The sequence below is a fragment of the Phascolarctobacterium faecium genome (assembly GCF_003945365.1).
In the GTDB taxonomy this organism is placed as follows: Bacteria; Bacillota; Negativicutes; order Acidaminococcales; family Acidaminococcaceae; genus Phascolarctobacterium; species Phascolarctobacterium faecium.
The window spans coordinates 2,401,574-2,419,544 of the sequence record NZ_AP019004.1 but is presented as its reverse complement, the minus strand read 5'-3'; the positions used below and the strand labels follow the sequence as shown (position 1 = coordinate 2,419,544).

At 51.0% G+C, this 17,971-nt stretch carries 10 protein-coding genes and 1 tRNA gene; 10 read left to right on the top strand and 1 reads right to left on the bottom strand.

The features are described from left to right. Positions 1-27 precede the first annotated feature (27 nt). Both PFJ30894_RS11600 and PFJ30894_RS11595 read left to right on the top strand, forming a co-directional pair. Positions 28-7,818 (top strand): YadA-like family protein, encoded by a 7,791-nt coding sequence (locus PFJ30894_RS11600; RefSeq protein WP_167457076.1) that lies wholly within the window; start codon positions 28-30, stop codon positions 7,816-7,818. Positions 7,819-7,838: 20 nt separating this feature from the next. Then, positions 7,839-8,261 (top strand): DUF3887 domain-containing protein, encoded by a 423-nt coding sequence (locus PFJ30894_RS11595; protein WP_125669882.1) that lies wholly within the window; start codon positions 7,839-7,841, stop codon positions 8,259-8,261. 67 nt (positions 8,262-8,328) lie between these two features. Here the strand turns inward: PFJ30894_RS11595 and PFJ30894_RS11590 are convergent, their stop codons facing one another. Next, the gene (locus tag PFJ30894_RS11590; RefSeq protein ID WP_125669881.1) at positions 8,329-9,546 is read right to left on the bottom strand and encodes a DUF401 family protein; all 1,218 of its coding nucleotides are present in this window, start codon (positions 9,544-9,546) and stop codon (positions 8,329-8,331) included. 115 nt (positions 9,547-9,661) lie between these two features. On the opposite strand from PFJ30894_RS11590, the gene PFJ30894_RS11585 reads away from it, so the two are divergent. The 8 genes from PFJ30894_RS11585 (at position 9,662) to PFJ30894_RS11550 (ending at position 17,945) form a co-directional block, all read left to right on the top strand. After that, positions 9,662-11,014, top strand: coding sequence for an AAA family ATPase (locus tag PFJ30894_RS11585; RefSeq protein WP_021718994.1), 1,353 nt, complete (start codon positions 9,662-9,664; stop codon positions 11,012-11,014). Continuing rightward, positions 11,011-11,790, top strand: coding sequence for a retron system putative HNH endonuclease (locus PFJ30894_RS11580; protein ID WP_125669880.1), 780 nt, complete (start codon positions 11,011-11,013; stop codon positions 11,788-11,790). Before PFJ30894_RS11585 ends, PFJ30894_RS11580 begins: the two co-directional genes overlap by 4 nt. Before the next feature lie 112 nt (positions 11,791-11,902). Continuing rightward, complete coding sequence (locus PFJ30894_RS11575) at positions 11,903-13,276, top strand: phosphohexomutase domain-containing protein (protein WP_125669879.1); 1,374 nt, start codon at positions 11,903-11,905, stop codon at positions 13,274-13,276. Positions 13,277-13,368: 92 nt separating this feature from the next. Beyond that, a complete protein-coding gene (gene galU, locus PFJ30894_RS11570) occupies positions 13,369-14,250 on the top strand; it encodes a UTP--glucose-1-phosphate uridylyltransferase GalU (RefSeq protein WP_125669878.1) in 882 nt (293 codons plus the stop codon). Positions 14,251-14,262: 12 nt separating this feature from the next. Further along, a complete protein-coding gene (galE, locus tag PFJ30894_RS11565; protein WP_125669987.1) occupies positions 14,263-15,252 on the top strand; it encodes a UDP-glucose 4-epimerase GalE in 990 nt (329 codons plus the stop codon). 100 nt (positions 15,253-15,352) lie between these two features. Further along, positions 15,353-17,284: an ABC-F family ATP-binding cassette domain-containing protein gene (locus PFJ30894_RS11560; protein ID WP_113078196.1), complete on the top strand. Its 1,932-nt coding sequence runs from the start codon at positions 15,353-15,355 to the stop codon at positions 17,282-17,284. 7 nt (positions 17,285-17,291) lie between these two features. Beyond that, complete coding sequence (tadA, locus tag PFJ30894_RS11555; protein ID WP_227203053.1) at positions 17,292-17,801, top strand: tRNA adenosine(34) deaminase TadA; 510 nt, start codon at positions 17,292-17,294, stop codon at positions 17,799-17,801. 56 nt (positions 17,802-17,857) lie between these two features. Further along, positions 17,858-17,945: transfer RNA gene (locus tag PFJ30894_RS11550), tRNA-Ser, on the top strand. The last annotated feature ends 26 nt before the right edge of the window (positions 17,946-17,971 follow it).

The window sequence follows — 17,971 nt, the reverse complement described above, 5'->3', positions numbered from 1 at the left end:
AAGCGATGAATAAGGGAGATGGACGAAGTGAGTAAAAGGGAGATACGTGCTAAAAGACTGGTGGCGGCAGTACTGCTGGCGATCAGTGTGCAGATGTGGTCTGCGCCGCCGCTGTGGGCGGCGGAAGCGTCAGTGCAGACGGAAACGTCGGCGGCCGGGGAAGCAAAAGAAACAAAGGACGCAAAGGACGCAAAAGCAGCGGACAGCGAAACCGGCGGTGAAGCGGACGCCGACGAAGGAGAAAACGTCGTTGTGCCGGTCATCGGCTACAGTACGCGCTCGGCCGCAGGCAGCGACTACGGCGTCATGCCGCTGGCTGATATGGCTGTTGACGGCGCGCTGACAGGGGTAACTGGTATCAACGGTTCAGAGCTTGTTGTTGATAAAGTCAATAATAATTTCTTTATTGGAACCATACAAGATGGTGGTAGCTTTGATAAAAGCTCTAAAAACAATGCTGCCATAGGTCTTGACATATACGTCGATTCAAATGGTAATAGCAGCGTTTTTGGCGCTGCGGCTAAAAGCTGGGGTGAGTCAGCCAGTGTTTTTGGTGCCGGTGCTGAGTCTGGTGAGTATGGCAGTGTTTTTGGTGCCGGTGCGGAAGCTTCAGAGCAATATGGCAGTGCTTTTGGTGCCGGCGCTTTAGCTGGACACTCTAATACCGTTGCTTTTGGTTATAGTGCGAAGTCTACAGAGTGGTATTCTATTGCTGTTGGTGCGGAAGCGAAAGCTGAGGTTACGGGTGGTATCGCTATAGGTGCTCTTGCTAACGTAGGGACGGGAGTGAAAACGTACGGAAGCGGCATTGCTATTGGTATGGAAGCGCATACGAACAATGATCTAACTATCGCCCTTGGTTACAATGCAGAATCAACATTTGAAAGTAGTATTGCTGTCGGTGCAAATAGTGCTACAACAGCTGCCTATCAGGTAGCCTTTGGTACAGGCGAAGTTAAAACCGTCGATGGAGCGGAAGTAGTCACCTGGACGGATCGCCGCAGTCTGGCTGGCATCAGCGATATCGATATGGAAGGTGCGCTGACAGGGGTAAATAAGATCGACATGAAAAACGGCGCTTTGACAGGCGTTAGTACTATCAACGGCAATGTTCTTGTACCTATGAACGAAGATGTGACGAACAAAAGCCTTGCTATTGGCACCGGGGCTGATTTTAAGAATCATTACTCGTCAGTAACAACAATTTATAAAAATGCCATTGCCATAGGTAATGGCGCATATGCTGGTGGCAATGGCTCGCTTGCTATCGGTTTTGACTCTAATGGTAACGCGGCTTCAGCCGGTGGTGTAGGAAGTATTTCTCTGAACGCTATGGCTAGTGGAGACCACAATGTAATAATCAGCGGTTGGGCAGATGCTTATGATAGTGTCGTTATCGGTTATGGATCAAGCACAGATAATTCTAATGTTGTAGCAATTGGTAACGGTAGTTATGGCGGGGCTGATGGTACTGTTTTGGGGTATGCTGCGGGAACAGATGGCCGCAACAGTGTTGCTATTGGTGCTAAAAGTTCTGTAGCATCAGGAGATGATGATAAGGTATCCTTCGGTCATAAGGTTGGCGATACCAACTATGCAGATGGCAGTGACTACAGTGACGATCTGTTCCGCAGTCTGATAAATGTTGCCGATATCGAAATGCACGGCAACATCAGCCTGGGCGGCGAGTGGAGTTGGAACGATGCCGGCACAAGCTACATATCTAATGGCCTAGGTAATTTAACAGGAGTAACCGGTATCAACGGTATCGAATTTTTTAATTATGATTGTGGCGATGGGCCGGTACTTGCCATAGGAAGCACCATTGGAAATGATAGCACGGCTAATTCTGTCGGTTTAGGCATCAATACTATTATCGAAGGATACGGTTCTGTTGCGATTGGCGTTAGTACCAATGTAAGGGGAAATGGTGCGACTGGTGTTGGTAGTGGTGTTTCAGCCGATGGTGAAAACAGTGTTGCTGTTGGTTCAAATGCTTTTGCAACTGCCGATGGTGCAACTGCTGTAGGCAGTGCGAGCAGGGTTTACGCAGAAGGCGGTTCTGCCCTGGGTTATGCGACTTATGTTGCAGCAGCACATACCAACAGCGTTGCTATTGGTGCGAAGAGTGCGACCGGTGCTGCCAATCAGGTAAGCTTCGGTCACAAAGTCGGAGATAGAAATGAGTATGGCGGCAGCAACTTTACAGACGACCTGTTCCGCAGTCTGGTAAATGTTGCCGATATCGAAATGCACGGCGCTTTGACAGGCGTCACAGGTATCGATGGCGTAACCGTCAGCGGCACGGATGCCAGCACGGGGCTGACCGTGGGCGGCAATGCCGTGATCGGCAAAACTGATACACCGTTCAGCAGTACGGGCTTTGCAGTTGCTAAAGACGGCGCTGTGACTGCCAAAACTGTCAACGGAGCGGCTATCACCAGTAACAGCTTTAATGGTGTGACACTGGAAAAAGGCGCCGACAGTCACTATAAAGTGGGCGGCGTCGACGTAACGAAAATGCAGACTGACGTTGCAGGCAAAGCAGATGCGGCGACAGTAAGTGCTTTGGATACAAGGGTCGGCAAGTCGGAAACGGATATCGGCACCTTAAAAACAACAGTCGGCGACAGCAGTAAAGGCTTGGTCAAAGATACTGCCGACTTGAAAGCGGCGGTCGGTGACAGCAGTAAGGGTTTGGTGAAACAGGTAAGTGATGTCGATACTGCTTATAAAGCGGCAGATACTGTTCTGCAGGGCAGGGCAAAGACACTGGAGGACAAAACGGCAGGCATCAGCCGCAGCGGCAGTACTACTACACTGGAAACAAACACCAGTGTCAGCAGCAGTGGTATAACAACGAATAAAGCAACGGTCAGCGGTGCGACAGCTACAACGCTGGAAAACGGCAAGCTGACGGTGGGCGCAGCTACAGTGCAGAATACAGGTTTTGCAGTGGGCAGCAGCAGTTTGAATAATGGCAGTCTGACGGTAGACGGTAATAATAAACTGACGACGGCAGGACTGACGGCCAGCAAAGTAACTGTAGGAACTGTAACAGTGAGCGGCGGCAAAGTGAGCGGACTGACGGACGCGGCTTTGAGTGCTGTCAGTACGGAAGCTGTAACAGGCAAGCAGCTTAACGCGACCAATACGACGGTTGCAGGTAAGGCAGATAAAGCGACTACGCTTACAGGTTATGGCATTACCGACGCTTATACAAAAACTGAAACAACCGCCGCTATTGATACTGCTAAAACAGAGCTGACAACGGCGATAGGCAAAAAAGCGGATGCGGCGACCACGCTTACAGGATACGGCATTACTGATGCTTATACAAAGACTGCTGCTGATGAAAAAATAACTGCGGCAACTGCCGATATGGCAACTAAAACGCAGGTAACGGCAGATATCGGCACAGCTAAAACAGCGCTTGAAAGCGCTTATCAGGCAGCAGATAATGCTTTGAGCGGCAGAGCTACAGCTTTGGAAACAAAGACTGCAAAATTCAATACTGCCGGCGATAACCTGACGGGGATGGCGAATATTACCAGTACGGCGGCGACTTTGGGCGGCGTTGGCTTTGCTTCTGCTGGAGTTATGACAGGAGTTGCCAGCATCGACGGTATTGCTATCGACGCCAGCCGTAACCTGTCCAAGGCCGGCACTTATAACGGCGTGACAGTTGCGGCGGCAGGTATCAGCGGCACCAGTGTATTTAACGGTGCTGCGATAACCAATAACAGCTTCAACGGCGTGACATTGGAAAAAGGCGCCGACAATCACTATAAAGTGGGCGGCGTGGATGTGAGCGCGCTGAAAACTACTGTTGACAGCATCAGTGCTGACGGCGTTGGCACTGCTGATACGGCAGGTATCAAACGTGATACGACAGGTACGGCAACGACTACTATCGAAACAAACACCAGTGTCAGCAGCAGTGGTATAACAACGAATAAAGCAACGGTCAGCGGTGCGACAGCTACAACGCTGGAAAACGGCAAGCTGACGGTGGGCGCAGCTACAGTGCAGAATACAGGTTTTGCAGTGGGCAGCAGCAGTTTGAATAATGGCAGTCTGACGGTAGACGGTAATAATAAACTGACGACGGCAGGACTGACGGCCAGCAAAGTAACTGTAGGAACTGTAACAGTGAGCGGCGGCAAAGTGAGCGGACTGACGGACGCGGCTTTGAGTGCTGTCAGTACGGAAGCTGTAACAGGCAAGCAGCTTAACGCGACCAATACGACGGTCAGTGCTTTGGATACTGCTTACAAAGCAGCGGATACGCAGATACGGACTGATTTTGCGGCAGCGGATACGACTTTGCAAAATAATATCGATGCAAAAGTGGCACAGGCTGCCTATGATACGAAAATGAGCGCTTTGGACAGCGCCGATACTGCTTTAGGCAGCAGGGCAGCAGCTTTGGAAACGGCGGTCAATGACAGCACTACAGGGTTGGCGGCAGTCAATGCCAAAGTAGGCGCTTTGGACACTGCTTACAAAGCAGCGGATACGCAGATACGGACTGATTTTGCGGCAGCAGATACGGCTTTAAAAACAGAGCTGAATACTGCCATTGATGAAAAAGCTAAGAAAGCGACCGATTTAGCAGGTTACGGCATTACCGACGCTTATACAAAGACTGCTGCTGATGAAAAAATAACTGCGGCAACTGCCGATATGGCAACTAAAACGCAGGTAACGGCAGATATCGGCACAGCTAAAACAGCGCTTGAAAGCGCTTATCAGGCAGCAGATACGGCTTTGAGCGACAGAGCGGCAGCCTTGGAAACAGCCGCTACAGGTATGAGTTATGACGCTGGCAAGAATACTACCACCTTTACTGGCGGCGTGACGGCGACTGTACTGACGGCAGGAGAGTTTAAAGTCGGCGCAACAGGCTTCGGCTTTGGCAATGACGGCGCTTTAACGGCTAAAACTGTCAACGGTATAGAGATCAAAAAAGACGAATCGAAAGTAATGGTAGGCGGCATCGACCTGACGGCGCTGAGCAATGGTGATGTAGTTACCGATAATACCAAAGGCATCGGCCGGAATCAGGATACGGCAACGACTACTATCGAAACCAATACGGCGATCAGCAGCAGCGGCATCACTACTAATGCCGTAACTGCCAGCGGTACGGTAAAAGCAGGTGAATTTGTAGAAGGAAGCCAAAAACTTTCTGATAAATATGCTGCTAAAACAGCGCTGGCTGATTATACGACTACTACAGATATGAATACGAAGTTCGCTGATTACGCAACTACTACAGCAGTAGACACCAAACTTGCTGATTACGCTAAGAGCGACAGCGTTTACAGCAAAGCAGCGGCGGATACGGCCTTTGCTAAAGCAGGTGACGTCGATACTTTAAAAACAACAGTTGGTGACGCTGATGGCGGTCTGGTAAAAGATGTTACGGAGCTGCAAAGCGGCAAGGCAGATAAAGCGACTACGCTGGCCGGTTACGGCATTGCTGACGCGTATACGCAAACCGAAATCAATGAGAAGATCGTTGAAGCAACGAAGGATCTGGCGACCAGCGCGACCGTAACAGATATTCAAAGCGGTCTGGATGAAGTGACTGGCAAAACGGCAGGGCTGAGTTATGATACTGCTTCCGGAAGCAGTAAGTTCAGCGGCAGCGTGGTTATTGGCAATGAGGGTGCTAAAACCCATACTCAAATCACAGATGATGCGATTATTTTCGGTGAGGGCACTGATAAGCAGGTCACAGTAGATGCCAGCGGTATCCACGTAGGTAAAAAAGCGGCCGGCGGCATTGCTTTATATGCCGATGCTGACGGTACACATATCGATCACACCAGTCTGGTAACAGGCTCGGTAACGGCGGACAATCTGAACGGCGTCGCTATCAGCGGCAACGCAACTGACGGTTTGAGTGTAGGCGGCGTCAGTATCAAAGCATTGTCGGAACGTCTGGACAGCCTGGAACAGGATGGCGTGGCTACCGCCGACATGGGCGGCATCAAACGCACTGACGTTGTAGAAAACAGTGGCAAAACAATAATCGAAGACACAACCAGCTTTACTAAAGACGGCTTGAAAACAGCGAACCTGGAAGCGGCGACGGCTGCTTTCGGCGGCGTGAATTTTGCCGCAGGCGCAGTGACAGGCGTCAGCAGTATCAACGGCGTTGTTTTTGGCAGTGATGGTAAAATCGGCGGCGTGAGCCTGAGCGGCGGTACGGGCGGCGGTGGCAGCAGTGCCAATACCAGCGGCATCCACAAGCCTGACAGGGATACTACTAACATCGAAGGCAATACCAGTATCACTACTGACGGTATTGACACTAATAAAGTCAATGCCAGCGATTCGATCGTTGTCGCTGATGGTGAAAAGAATAAAACAGTTATCAGTAAAGACGGTATTCTGGTGGCCGAAGGCGAAAAGAATCAGGTCAAGATCAATGAAGATGGTATCCACGTTGGTAAAAACAGCTCGGTCGTCAACGACACCGACGGCTTTATTACGGATAAAGGACTGTATATCGGCGTCAGCAGCAGCAGCGATACCAGCACAGCCAAATTCAGCGTTGCCCCTAACGGCAACCTGAGCAGCAAAGCTGGAGACTACGGTTTCAGCAATACCTCGGCAGACGGCGCCAAATTTACCCACAGCGGTGATACGGCTTACGGCACAGGCAGCCAGCTGGATACTACGATCCAGGGCAATAAGGTGACTACCGGCAGGATAGATACGGACGAGTTATACGTAGACGGTAATAAGGTAACTGTAGCCGGAGGTACTATCGGCCAGACTGACGCCGTAGACAACCATTTGAGCGGTACTGATGCCGACGGGAATACAGTGACCAATGACTTTAAGACCAGCGCTGTGAACGGAACGACACAGGCGGCTGAGAAAACCTCGGCTGACGGTAAGGAAAGCACCAAGACCGTCAATAATACCTCGGCAGGCGGTACCAGCGTGACGACCAGCAGGACCACGACCGACAGCAAAGACAATGTGACGGTGAAGGAAAGCAGCTTCGGCACGAATGAAAAAGGTATGACGCTGAGCACAAGCAATAAGGTAACTGACAAAGACGGAAAGGTTACTAAAGACACCAGCGGCACGACCACGATGACAGGCGACAGTATCAGCGTCAGCAAAACAACGACGACTACGGAAAAAGACGCTGACGGCAACGAGAAAGAAGTCACCAAGACCAGCGGCACCACGATCGGCAGCGGCGAAGTGACATTGAAACGCGAGGACGGCAGCACGATAGAAGTAGGCAGCGCCATTGAAGGTATGCAGAGTGATATGCGAGAGCTGGACGGTAGGGTCAACCGTATGGGAGTCGAGATCAAGGAAGTGGGCGCACTGAGCGCCGCTTTGGCAGGTCTGCATCCGCAGCCTGAAAACGCCAACAGCCGTGCGGATTTCGCCATGGCGATGGGCAGTTATGAGGGCAAGCAGGCGCTGGCAGTAGGCGGGTTCTATCGCCCTGACAAACGGACGATGCTGAGTATAGGAGCATCGACGACCAGCAGCAAGCATATGATGAATATGGGTATCAGCATAGCGCTGGACAGGCTGCCGGAAGCAGAGCGCAAGGCGAAGGAAGCGGCCAGAGCTGCTGGCGTTGAGCAGGAAACACTGAACAGGGTGCTGGAGCGTCTGGCGGCTTTGGAGCAGGATAACAGGCGTTTGCAGGCTGATAATGAAAAGCGTGATGTTGCTTATGAGAAACTGGCTGCTGATTATACGCAGCTGAAAGAAAAATATATAGAAGAAACTGCTGACAGGCAGCAGCCTGAACAAGCTGAGGCTGAAGAATAAATGTTGGGGGTTGGATGGTAATGAAAAAGACAGTAATCTTATTGATATTAACTTTGATGATGGTGGTGAGTGGTATGTGTTATGCGGCAGGAGATGGCAGTGACTTGAACAGGCAGCAGAAGGTGGCCGATAAGTTTATGGCAGTACTCAGCGGCGATGCTGCGGCTGTAACGCAGCTGCAGGTAGATATGGTGCCGGAGCTGGCAGAGAAGATGACGGCGGCTAATTTTGCCGCTTTGCAAAAGCAGCTGAAGGAACAGTTTGGTATTCAGAAATCGGTGCGTTTTGCGGTTTATGAGCGGTTCGACCAGGGCGACCGCCTGACGTATCTTGTAGGCTACAGCAGGCAGCAGGCTGTGCGCGCGGTATATGGTTTCGATAAAAACGGTAAGCTGAGCGAATTCGTTTTTGTACCGCTGGAAGTAAAGGCGGCCCAGAAATAAAAATCAATAAAACCCAATAAAAAAGGCCGGACTGTTAAGTCCGGCCTTTTTATATAGATAAGGTCTGTTACCAGGTGAACCAGGTATAGATGCTGAATACTGTCAGCAGCATGACTTCTAAAATAAACATCGGTTTGAGGGTCTTGAAGAAGTCGGCTTTAAAATAATCCAGGGTGACGATAAAACACATATGGGTCGGCGTCAGCATTTGTCCGGCTACGCCGAAGGCCATGGCCACGCCTGCCAGGTTCAGGTCGCCGGGCGACAGGGCTGCTACGATGGGCATAACGATCGCTACATGACCCTGTGACAGACCTGTCAGGATGCCGATAATAAAGGAGATAGCTGCGATAATGACAGGTACGGGCAGCGGTGAGGCTTTAAAATCTTCCACGATGGTATGCAGAACGTTGGTATCGGTCAGGATCTGGATAAAATAGAGGATGCACAAAACGTTCATCAGCATTTTCCAGTCGCAGGCGCCGGTAAAAACTTCTTTGATGTTCAGGACGCGGCTTGTCATACGCAGGACCGGGATCATGGCGAAGGTGACCAGAGCCATAGCGGTGGAGGCGTTAAGGTCGCAGAAAACTACCAGCAGGAAGTTGATTACGACCGGGGAAAGCGACAGTACCAGGTTCATAATGTCCTGACGGCGTTCGGCCGGATCGACATCTACATTGCTGTTAGCGGGCATATCCAGCGGCCGGATGAGCACCAGCCAACCCAGGGCAAATGCCAGCAGGGTCAGCCAGCACAGGTGGGCGATAAAGTCGCTGAAGGCAACGCCGGCGATGCTGCAGGCCATGATCATGCCGGGGATGATGGGACTGGAAAATTCAAAGATATGCCGGAACCAGAAATTGATGGCGGCTTTATGTTCTTTGGTCAGGTCTGTATTGCGGCTGGCCGCTTCGACGATGGGCGCAGAAAAACGTGCGCCGCCCAGCGAAGGCAGCAGGCCGAGAAAAGCTGGCATAATGGCCAGTGTAAATTTTTCGCTGGCAAATAAGCGCTGCAGGGCGCGGATCATTCCGTCTAAAGCGCCGCTGGTACGCAGCTCGATTTCCAGGCACATGACAAAATAGAGCGCCAGGATCAGGTCGTAGGTGCGCTGCATGGTAAGCGTGGTGGTGAAGGCGCTGACCAGATAATGGAACTGAGGGGCTACTAAAGCCCAGATCAGCAGGCCGCCTGCCAGGATCGCCGGACCGATGGGGATGTGGCGGCGCAGCAGGATGATGATCAGCAGCATTGCTAAAGCGATCACGAGAAAAATATTCATTTTAAAACCTTCTCACTCTCAAATAATATATCTATTATACAAAGAATGCAGAGAAATTTCCATATTCGGCTGAAAAAAGGTATAATAAAAGAAAATATACTTCTGGAGGTGTACTATGTATATCAGTCGCTTATGTTTGCAGAATTACCGCTGTTATGATAATTTTGAGATAGATTTCAACAAAGAACTGACTGTTATCGTAGCTGAAAACGGTAAGGGCAAAACAGCTATTTTAGATGCGGTCGCTGTAGCTTTAGGTCCTTATCTGGCGTGCTTTGACGGTGTTAAGGCCAACCAGATCAGTGATACGGACGTACGCCAGACCAAAGATACTGTAGGCAGGACTTTGGAGCATGTGCTGCGGATGAAAAGCCAGTATCCCGTTGTGATCGGGGCAGAAGGCGTTGTTGACGGCGAAAAGATCACATGGAAAAGAGAATTGAAGGCGGCCGGGGGGCGGACGACGATCCTGAATGCGAAGGCTTTGAGCGAGTATGGGCGGCATATGGTCAAGGCGCTGCGGGAGGTCAACGACAGTAAAATAATTTTGCCGGTCATGGCTTATTATGGTACCAGCAGGATGTGGAAGGATAATAAGCTGTTCGAGCTGCGCAAGGATATCAGTCTGGAGCGCGGCAGCGGCTACGTCGATTGTATGGAGCCTTCGTCATCATATAATACTTTTGGGCAGTGGTTCAAATATGCGGCGATGAGCGCGATGGAATTTGACCGTTATCTGGCCGAGAGCGGTAAAAAGGATGAAAAGAATCCGTATACGGAAGTGCTGAAGGCTGTGCGTCAGGCGATCATTACCTGTATCGGCAGTATGGGCTGGACGGATATAGATTACAGCTTTGCTTTTCAAAATCTGATCATTATGCATGAAACGATGGGTGTATTGCCGCTGGAGGCTTTGAGTGACGGTACCCGCAGCGTGATCAGTATGGCGGCAGATCTTGCGTACCGGATGGTGCGGCTGAATCCTGACCTTGGAGCCATGGCGGCTCTTGAAACGCCGGGCATCGTACTGATCGACGAAGTCGATATGCATTTGCATCCTTCCTGGCAGCAGGCGGTAGTGTATGATGTGCGGAAGGCGTTTCCCAACGTACAGTTTATTGTGACGACTCACAGTCCGCAGGTTCTGAGCACGGTCCCTGCTGAGGCTATCCGTATCCTGCGCTGGGACAATAATCTGATCAATATCGATAAACCTGCCTTTTCTTTAGGCGCTGAAAGCTTTCAGCTGCTCAAGGATATTCAGAATGTCGACACGCGCCCGCAGGCATTGCCGATCGTGAAGGATCTGTACAGGTATCTGATGCTTGTGAGCGAGGATAAATGGGATACGGACGAGGCCAGGGAGCTGCGCAAACGTCTGGACGAATGGTCTAAAGGGTGTGAACCGGCTTTGGTCCGTGCTGATACGGAAATCAGGATGAAGTCTTTCAGGAGGAAGAAAAAATGAAACGGGTGTACAAATCTCCGGCTACACCCGAGCGCCTGCGCAGTTATGTGAAGGCGTTTCCGGACGAAACCTGGGAGCATTTCCGCCGGCGCAACCGCAGGGGCTACCGCGAAGTAAAGCAGCAGCTTCTGCAGGATCAACACGGTTTATGCGCGTATTGTGAGATCAGTATCAAGCTGGCTGAGTTTGAGGACAATGTTGATGATTTCAGGGTGGAGCATTTCTTCCCCAAAGTAGCTACACAGCTTGAAAAACACAATTATCACCTGGACTGGCATAATCTGCTTGGTGTTTGCCATGGCGGCAGCCAGCCCTATGTGTCGGACCCTGAATGGCGTTATTCCAGCAGGAAGAATGACCGGAGCTGTGATGTACCAAAGGGCGGGAAACCGATTTCCGAGCGGATACTGAACCCGCTGAAGATACCGGCGTCAGTCAGGCTGTTTCGTTATCAGGAGCATACCGGTAAGATGATCGTTGACGAAAGTTCCTGTCCGAAAAAACTGCAGGCCAAGGCGCGCAATACGATCCGCGAGCTGAATCTGAACGCGCCGCGGCTGCAGCGGATGAGACTGGCGCTGATCAGGATACTGGAGGACGAGATAAACAGTGCTTTGGCTGGCGGAGCGGTGCTGGAGGAGTTTTTGCCGCTGCTGGCGGAAAGTATCCTGCTGCCGGATGAAGATGGCAATTATCAGCCGTTTTTTTCAGTGGCGCGCTGGTATCTGGGTGAATTTGCCGAGGATATTTTAAGGGAAAATAATTATGCGATGTAACGCACTCCTGCTTAAAAATAACTTTTTAAGCAGGAGTTTTTTTGTGGAGGTAGAAAGTAATAATTATCATGTTTTCAGATAATTGCAGAAAGATATAGGGGAGCGGAGAAATATGGAATTAACTAAGAAAGCGTTTAAAGCATATGATGTGCGCGGCGTTGTGCCGACAGAGGTCAATGCGGAGATGGCTTATCGGGTAGGGCGCGTTTTTGCGGCGATGTTTGCAGCTGAAAAAGTTGTGGTCGGGCATGATATACGCTTGAGCGGGCGCGAGCTGGTCGATGCTTTGACGGAAGGGCTGCGGCACGGCGGCAGTGATGTGATTGATATCGGGCAGTGCGGTACGGAGATGATTTATTTCGCGACGGCACATCTGGACGCTGACGGGGGGATTATGGTAACGGCCAGTCACAATCCGGCAGAGTATAACGGGATGAAGCTCGTGCGCCGAGGAGCCAGACCGATCTCGGCCGATACGGGACTGATGGAGATCGCTGATATGGTGGTTGACAGTAAGGATTTTCCTCATGTCAAGGTGCCGGGCAAGACGGAGGGTGCTGTAAGACGTTATGATATCATGCCGGAATATATCGAGCATTTGCTGGGATATATAGACATCAAGTCGCTGAAACCGCTGAAGATAGTGGCTAACCCTGGGAACGGCGGCGCCGGCCCAGTCTTGAACGAGCTGGCCAAATATCTGCCTTTTGAATTTATCAAGATCAATGAAATACCTGACGGGACTTTCCCGAACGGGGTGCCTAATCCGCTTTTGGTACCAAATCGCGAGGCTACGGCAAAACTGGTGCGCGAATATCAGGCTGATCTGGGCGTGGCCTGGGACGGCGATTTTGACCGCTGCTTTTTGTTTGATGAAAAAGCCGAATTTATTGAAGGCTATTATATAGTCGGTTTGCTGGCAGAGGTATTTCTGCGCAAGCAGCCGGGCGCCAAGATCATGTATGACCCGCGTCTGACATGGAACACGCAGGAGGTTGTGGATGCGGCCGGCGGTGTTGCTGTGCGCTGCAAGAGCGGGCATGCCTTTATGAAGGAATGTATGCGTGCCAATGAGGTGCTGTACGGCGGCGAAATGTCGGCACATCATTATTTTAAAGATTTTTCCTACTGTGACAGCGGCATGATACCCTGGCTGTTGGTGGCGGAGCTGTTATGCACCAGCGGTAAAACTTTGTCGGAGCTGGTCGAAGCACGGATGGAAAAATTTCCCTGCAGCGGCGAGATCAACCGTAAGGTTGAAGATTCAGCGGCCGTACTGGCGGCGATCGAGGCTGAATATGCGCCCGGCGGTCAGGTCGATAAGCTGGACGGGCTGAGCATTGATTATTCCGAATGGCGTTTCAATGTGCGTGTTTCCAATACAGAGCCGGTGATGCGTCTGAATGTTGAGACCAGAGGCGATAAAAAGCTGCTGGCTGAAAAAACAGCGGAACTGCTGGAACTGATCGGCGGCGAAGAAGCCTGACAGAGCCCGTGTCTGATCGGTGCCGGCGGCAATCAAGGTAAGTGTTTATCTAAAAATTTATTTCCTGTTCAAGTGGAGAAAGAGTGATACAGATGACTGCAATCAAACAAGTACGCAAGGCTGTTATTCCGGCGGCCGGATTAGGCACGCGTTTTCTGCCTGCTACTAAAGCTACACCGAAGGAGATGCTGCCGATCGTTGATAAGCCGACGATCCAGTATATTATTGAAGAAGCGCTTGCTTCGGGAATAGAAGATATTCTGATCATTACCGGGCGCAGCAAACGTGCTATCGAGGATCATTTTGACCGCAGTATCGAACTGGAATTGAACCTTGCGGCCGGCGGTAAAGCGCAGGAGCTGGAGATGGTCAAAAAGATCTCTGATATCCGGATCCACTATATCCGCCAGAAAGAGCCGCGCGGATTGGGGCATGCTATTTTATGCGCGAAGCAGTTTATCGGCGATGAGCCTTTTGCGGTGCTTTTGGGCGACGATGTAGTAGACGGTGAAGTACCGGCACTGAAACAGCTGATGGATGTTTATGATAAAACCGGGGCCAGTGTTTTGGGTGTACAGGAGGTGCCGCAGGAAAAGGTATCGTTTTATGGTATCGTAGCGTCCGAGCCTACGGCCGAACCGCGCACCTTTACGGTCAGCGATATGGTCGAGAAACCGGGCGTTGAGGAAGCGCCTTCGCGGCTGGCTGTTTTGGGGCGTTATATCATCAATCCCGAGGTGTTCCCGATCCTGGAGGCTACCAAGCCGGGACGCGGTAATGAGATCCAGCTGACGGACGCATTGAAGGAGCTGGCTAAACTGCAGAAGATGTATGCTTATAATTTTGAAGGACGTCGTTATGATGTCGGCGATAAACAGGGCTTTTTGGAGGCGACGGTGGAAATGGCGCTGAAGCGTCCTGATCTGAAGGATAAGTTTTTAGCATATTTACAGACTATTGTCAGTAAGAACTAAGGAGATTGAATGATGAATGTTCTGGTTACCGGCGGTGCCGGTTATATTGGTTCACATGTAGTTGAAGAATTGCAGAAAAACGGTTTCACACCGATCGTTTACGATAATCTTTCCACAGGCCATGCGGCGGCAGTGCCTGAAGAGGTGCAGCTGGTGGAGGGCGATATCCATGATGTTGCTTTTTTGAAGCATATCATGGCCCAGTTTGAGATCGACGCGGTCATTCATTTTGCTGCCAGCAGTCTGGTCGGCGAATCGATGGAAAATCCTTCCAAGTATTATTTTAATAATGTGGAGGGGTCGCTGCATCTTTTAGAAGCAATGAAAGGCGCCGGCGTAGATTATATCGTTTTTTCGTCGACGGCGGCAGTATACGGAGAGCCTGAGAGAGTTCCCATTAAAGAGGACAGCTGTCTGAACCCGACTAATGTTTACGGCCGCACGAAGCTGATGATCGAAAAAATGCTGGCTGATTATGATATGGCTTATGAGATGCGTTATGTGGCGCTGCGTTATTTTAACGCCGCAGGAGCTTCGCCGAGCCGTGATATCGGCGAAGACCATGATCCTGAATCGCATTTGATCCCGCTGGTTTTAAAAACTGCGCAGGGCGTACGCAGGCAGGTTGCCATCTATGGTACTGATTATGCTACTGCAGACGGTACCTGTGTGCGTGATTATGTTCATGTCTGCGACCTGGCAACGGCACATGTTCTGGCACTCAAGCATCTGCTGGCTGGAGGAGCGAGCCGCGTGTATAATCTGGGCAGTGAAAATGGTTTCAGCGTGCGCGAGATCATTGATGCTGCTAAAAAGATTACGGGGATAGACTTTACTGTGGTGGAAGAAAGCCGCCGCAGCGGCGATCCGGCTGTGCTGATCGCTTCTTCGGAGAAGATCAGGGACGAGCTGGGCTGGGTGCCTAAGTGCAGTACTGTCAATGAAGTTATCAGTACGGCCTGGAAATGGCATAAGGGACACCCGCAGGGCTATGAAGGCTGAAAATGTAAGACCGGTTTGCCTGGGCAGCCGGTCTTTTTGCTTTCAAGCCGTTTTTTTGTTAAAATAAGAGTTCAGGAAGAAGAAAACAGAGGACGAAAAAATGCAGCTTGTTGTAGATAAAATTGCCAGGAGTTTTGGCATTAATGAAATATTTAAGGATATCAGCTTTATGATCGATAAAGGTGAAAAAATTGGGCTGGTAGGCGTAAATGGCAGCGGCAAAACAACGCTGCTGCGCTGTCTTTTAGCTCCGGAAACGGTTGACGGCGGCGTGGTGCGTTTTGAACCCGGCTTGAAGATCGGTTATGTGGAGCAGGGGTTTCAGAATATCGGCACCGGCAGTTTGTGGCAGTTTATGCTGCGCTCCTGCCCGGAGATAGTGACGATGCGTGAAGAACTGGCGGCTTTGGAAGCACGTTCTGCCCAGCTGGAACCGGGTGCGGAGCTGGACGGGGTTTTAGAGGAATACGCCCGTGTGACCAAACGTTACGAACATGTCGACGGATATAATTATGAAGCGTTTATTAAAAGAGTCTTGATTGGACTGGGTTTTGAAGAAGCGGTCTGGGATAAGACGGCGGAGCACTTTTCCGGCGGACAGAAAACCAGGATGATGCTGGCGGCGGCCCTGGTGCGGCAGCCTGATTTTCTGATTTTGGATGAGCCTACAAATCATCTGGATATTGCTATGACTGAGTGGCTGGAGAAGTATCTGCAGGAATTTAAGGGCGGGCTATTGGTAGTCAGTCATGACCGTGCGTTTCTTGATAATATCGCTACACGGATACTGGAAATGGAAGGCGGGCATCTGACTTCCTTCAAAGGCAATTACAGCAAATATCTGGTGCAGAAAGAGCTCCAGACTGCAACACTGGAAGCTGCTTATGCTTCGCAGCAGGATTATATCGCACGGACGGAAGCCTATATCCGTCGTTTTAAAGCGGGCATCAAAAGTAAGATGGCGCGTGGACGCCAATCTCAGCTGGATCGTCTGGAGCGGATGGACGCGCCTGTGCAGCATGAGGAATTTGCCCTGCGCCTGCCGCCTGCGCCGGAGTCTGCTGAACGGGTGCTGATTTTGGATAACCTTTCTGTTGGTTATGGCGATAATGTACTGCTGCATGATATAGATTTGGTGCTGCGTAAGGGTGAAAAGGTTGGCTTGCTGGGCCCTAACGGCACCGGTAAAACGACATTGCTGAAAACTGTTTTAGGCGAGCTGCCGCCGCTGAAGGGAACAGCGCAGATCGGCAATCGTGTGAAGGTGGGGTATTTTTCGCAGAGCTATGAAAGGCTTGCTCCCAAACAGACGCTGCTGGATAATTTTTTGGTGGAATATGGCTTTACTGAGGAACGTACGCGTTCACTGCTTGGCGGGATGCTGTTTCACGGCGACGACGTTTTTAAAGAGATCGGCACTTTGTCAGGCGGCCAGAAGGCACGTCTGGTATTGCTGAAGCTGGTGCTGGACGGGGCAAACTGCCTGGTGCTGGACGAGCCGACCAACCATCTTGATATTATGGCGCGGGAGACTGTGGAAGCTGCTTTGACTGCTTTTGACGGGACGGTGCTGGTGGTCAGCCATGACCGTTATTTTATCAACGAGATCGCTGACAGGATCTGGGAACTGGAAGATCACCGGGTCTGTGATTATAAAGGCAATTATGATTTTTATTTAGAAGAAAAGGCTAAAAGACGGCTGCTGCAGGCTGCCGTGCCGAGCAGCGCCCCTGTGCAGAGGAAGGCTGCGCCTGAGCCGATAAGCAGTACTGTAAAAAGTTCCGGCAGGCATAAGCGTGCCTACAGCCCGCAGGAAGCAGAAAAGCTGCTGGCAAAAGTTGAATTGAGTATTCGTGAACAGGAGGCTTTGCTGGGGGTGTTGGAAGGACGAATGGCCGATCCTGCCAGCCATACAGACCCGGAAGCCAGCGCTGCTTTGGCGGCGGAGCATGCTGCCCTGCAAGCGGAAATCGAGAAGCTGATGCTGCGTTGGGAAGAACTGATGACAGCGGCAGAAGCGTTACAGGAGTAAGCAGAAGATGTTAAATGCAATGACGGACGAAGAATATATGCAGTTGGCGCTGCAGGAAGCCCGGGCGGCTGACGTGATCGGCGAGATACCGATCGGCGCCGTACTTGTGGTTGAAGGTGAAGTTGTAGCGAAGGCGCATAATATGCGCGAAACCTGGAACGATGCGACGGCGCATGCCGAGGTCATCGTGATCAGGGAGGCGTGTAAAAAGCTGGGCCGCTGGCGTTTAGAGGGGGCCGTGCTTTATGTTACAGTCGAGCCCTGTCCAATGTGTTCGGGCGCTATCGTCAACAGTCGTATCGACAAGGTTGTTTACGGCTGTCCTGATGCTAAAGCCGGAGGGGCAGAGTCGATCTTTAATATCATCAGTAATCCCAATCTTAATCATACGGCACAGGTCGTCAGCGGCATCTGTGAAGCCGAATGTGCACAGGTAATGAAGGATTTTTTTAGACGCAGACGTGCGGAAAACAGGCTGGCAAAGGCTGGAATAGCTGCTGACAGTGCGGAAAATTAAGAAAAACTCTTTGCAAAATACGGATTTATGATATAATAGATAAGGCTGGTTTACGCGGAGAGGTGTCCGAGTGGTCGAAGGTGTTTGACTCGAAATCAAATGTACGGCAACGTACCGTGGGTTCGAATCCCACCCTCTCCGCCAGATGATTATGCGGTTCTTCATTTATT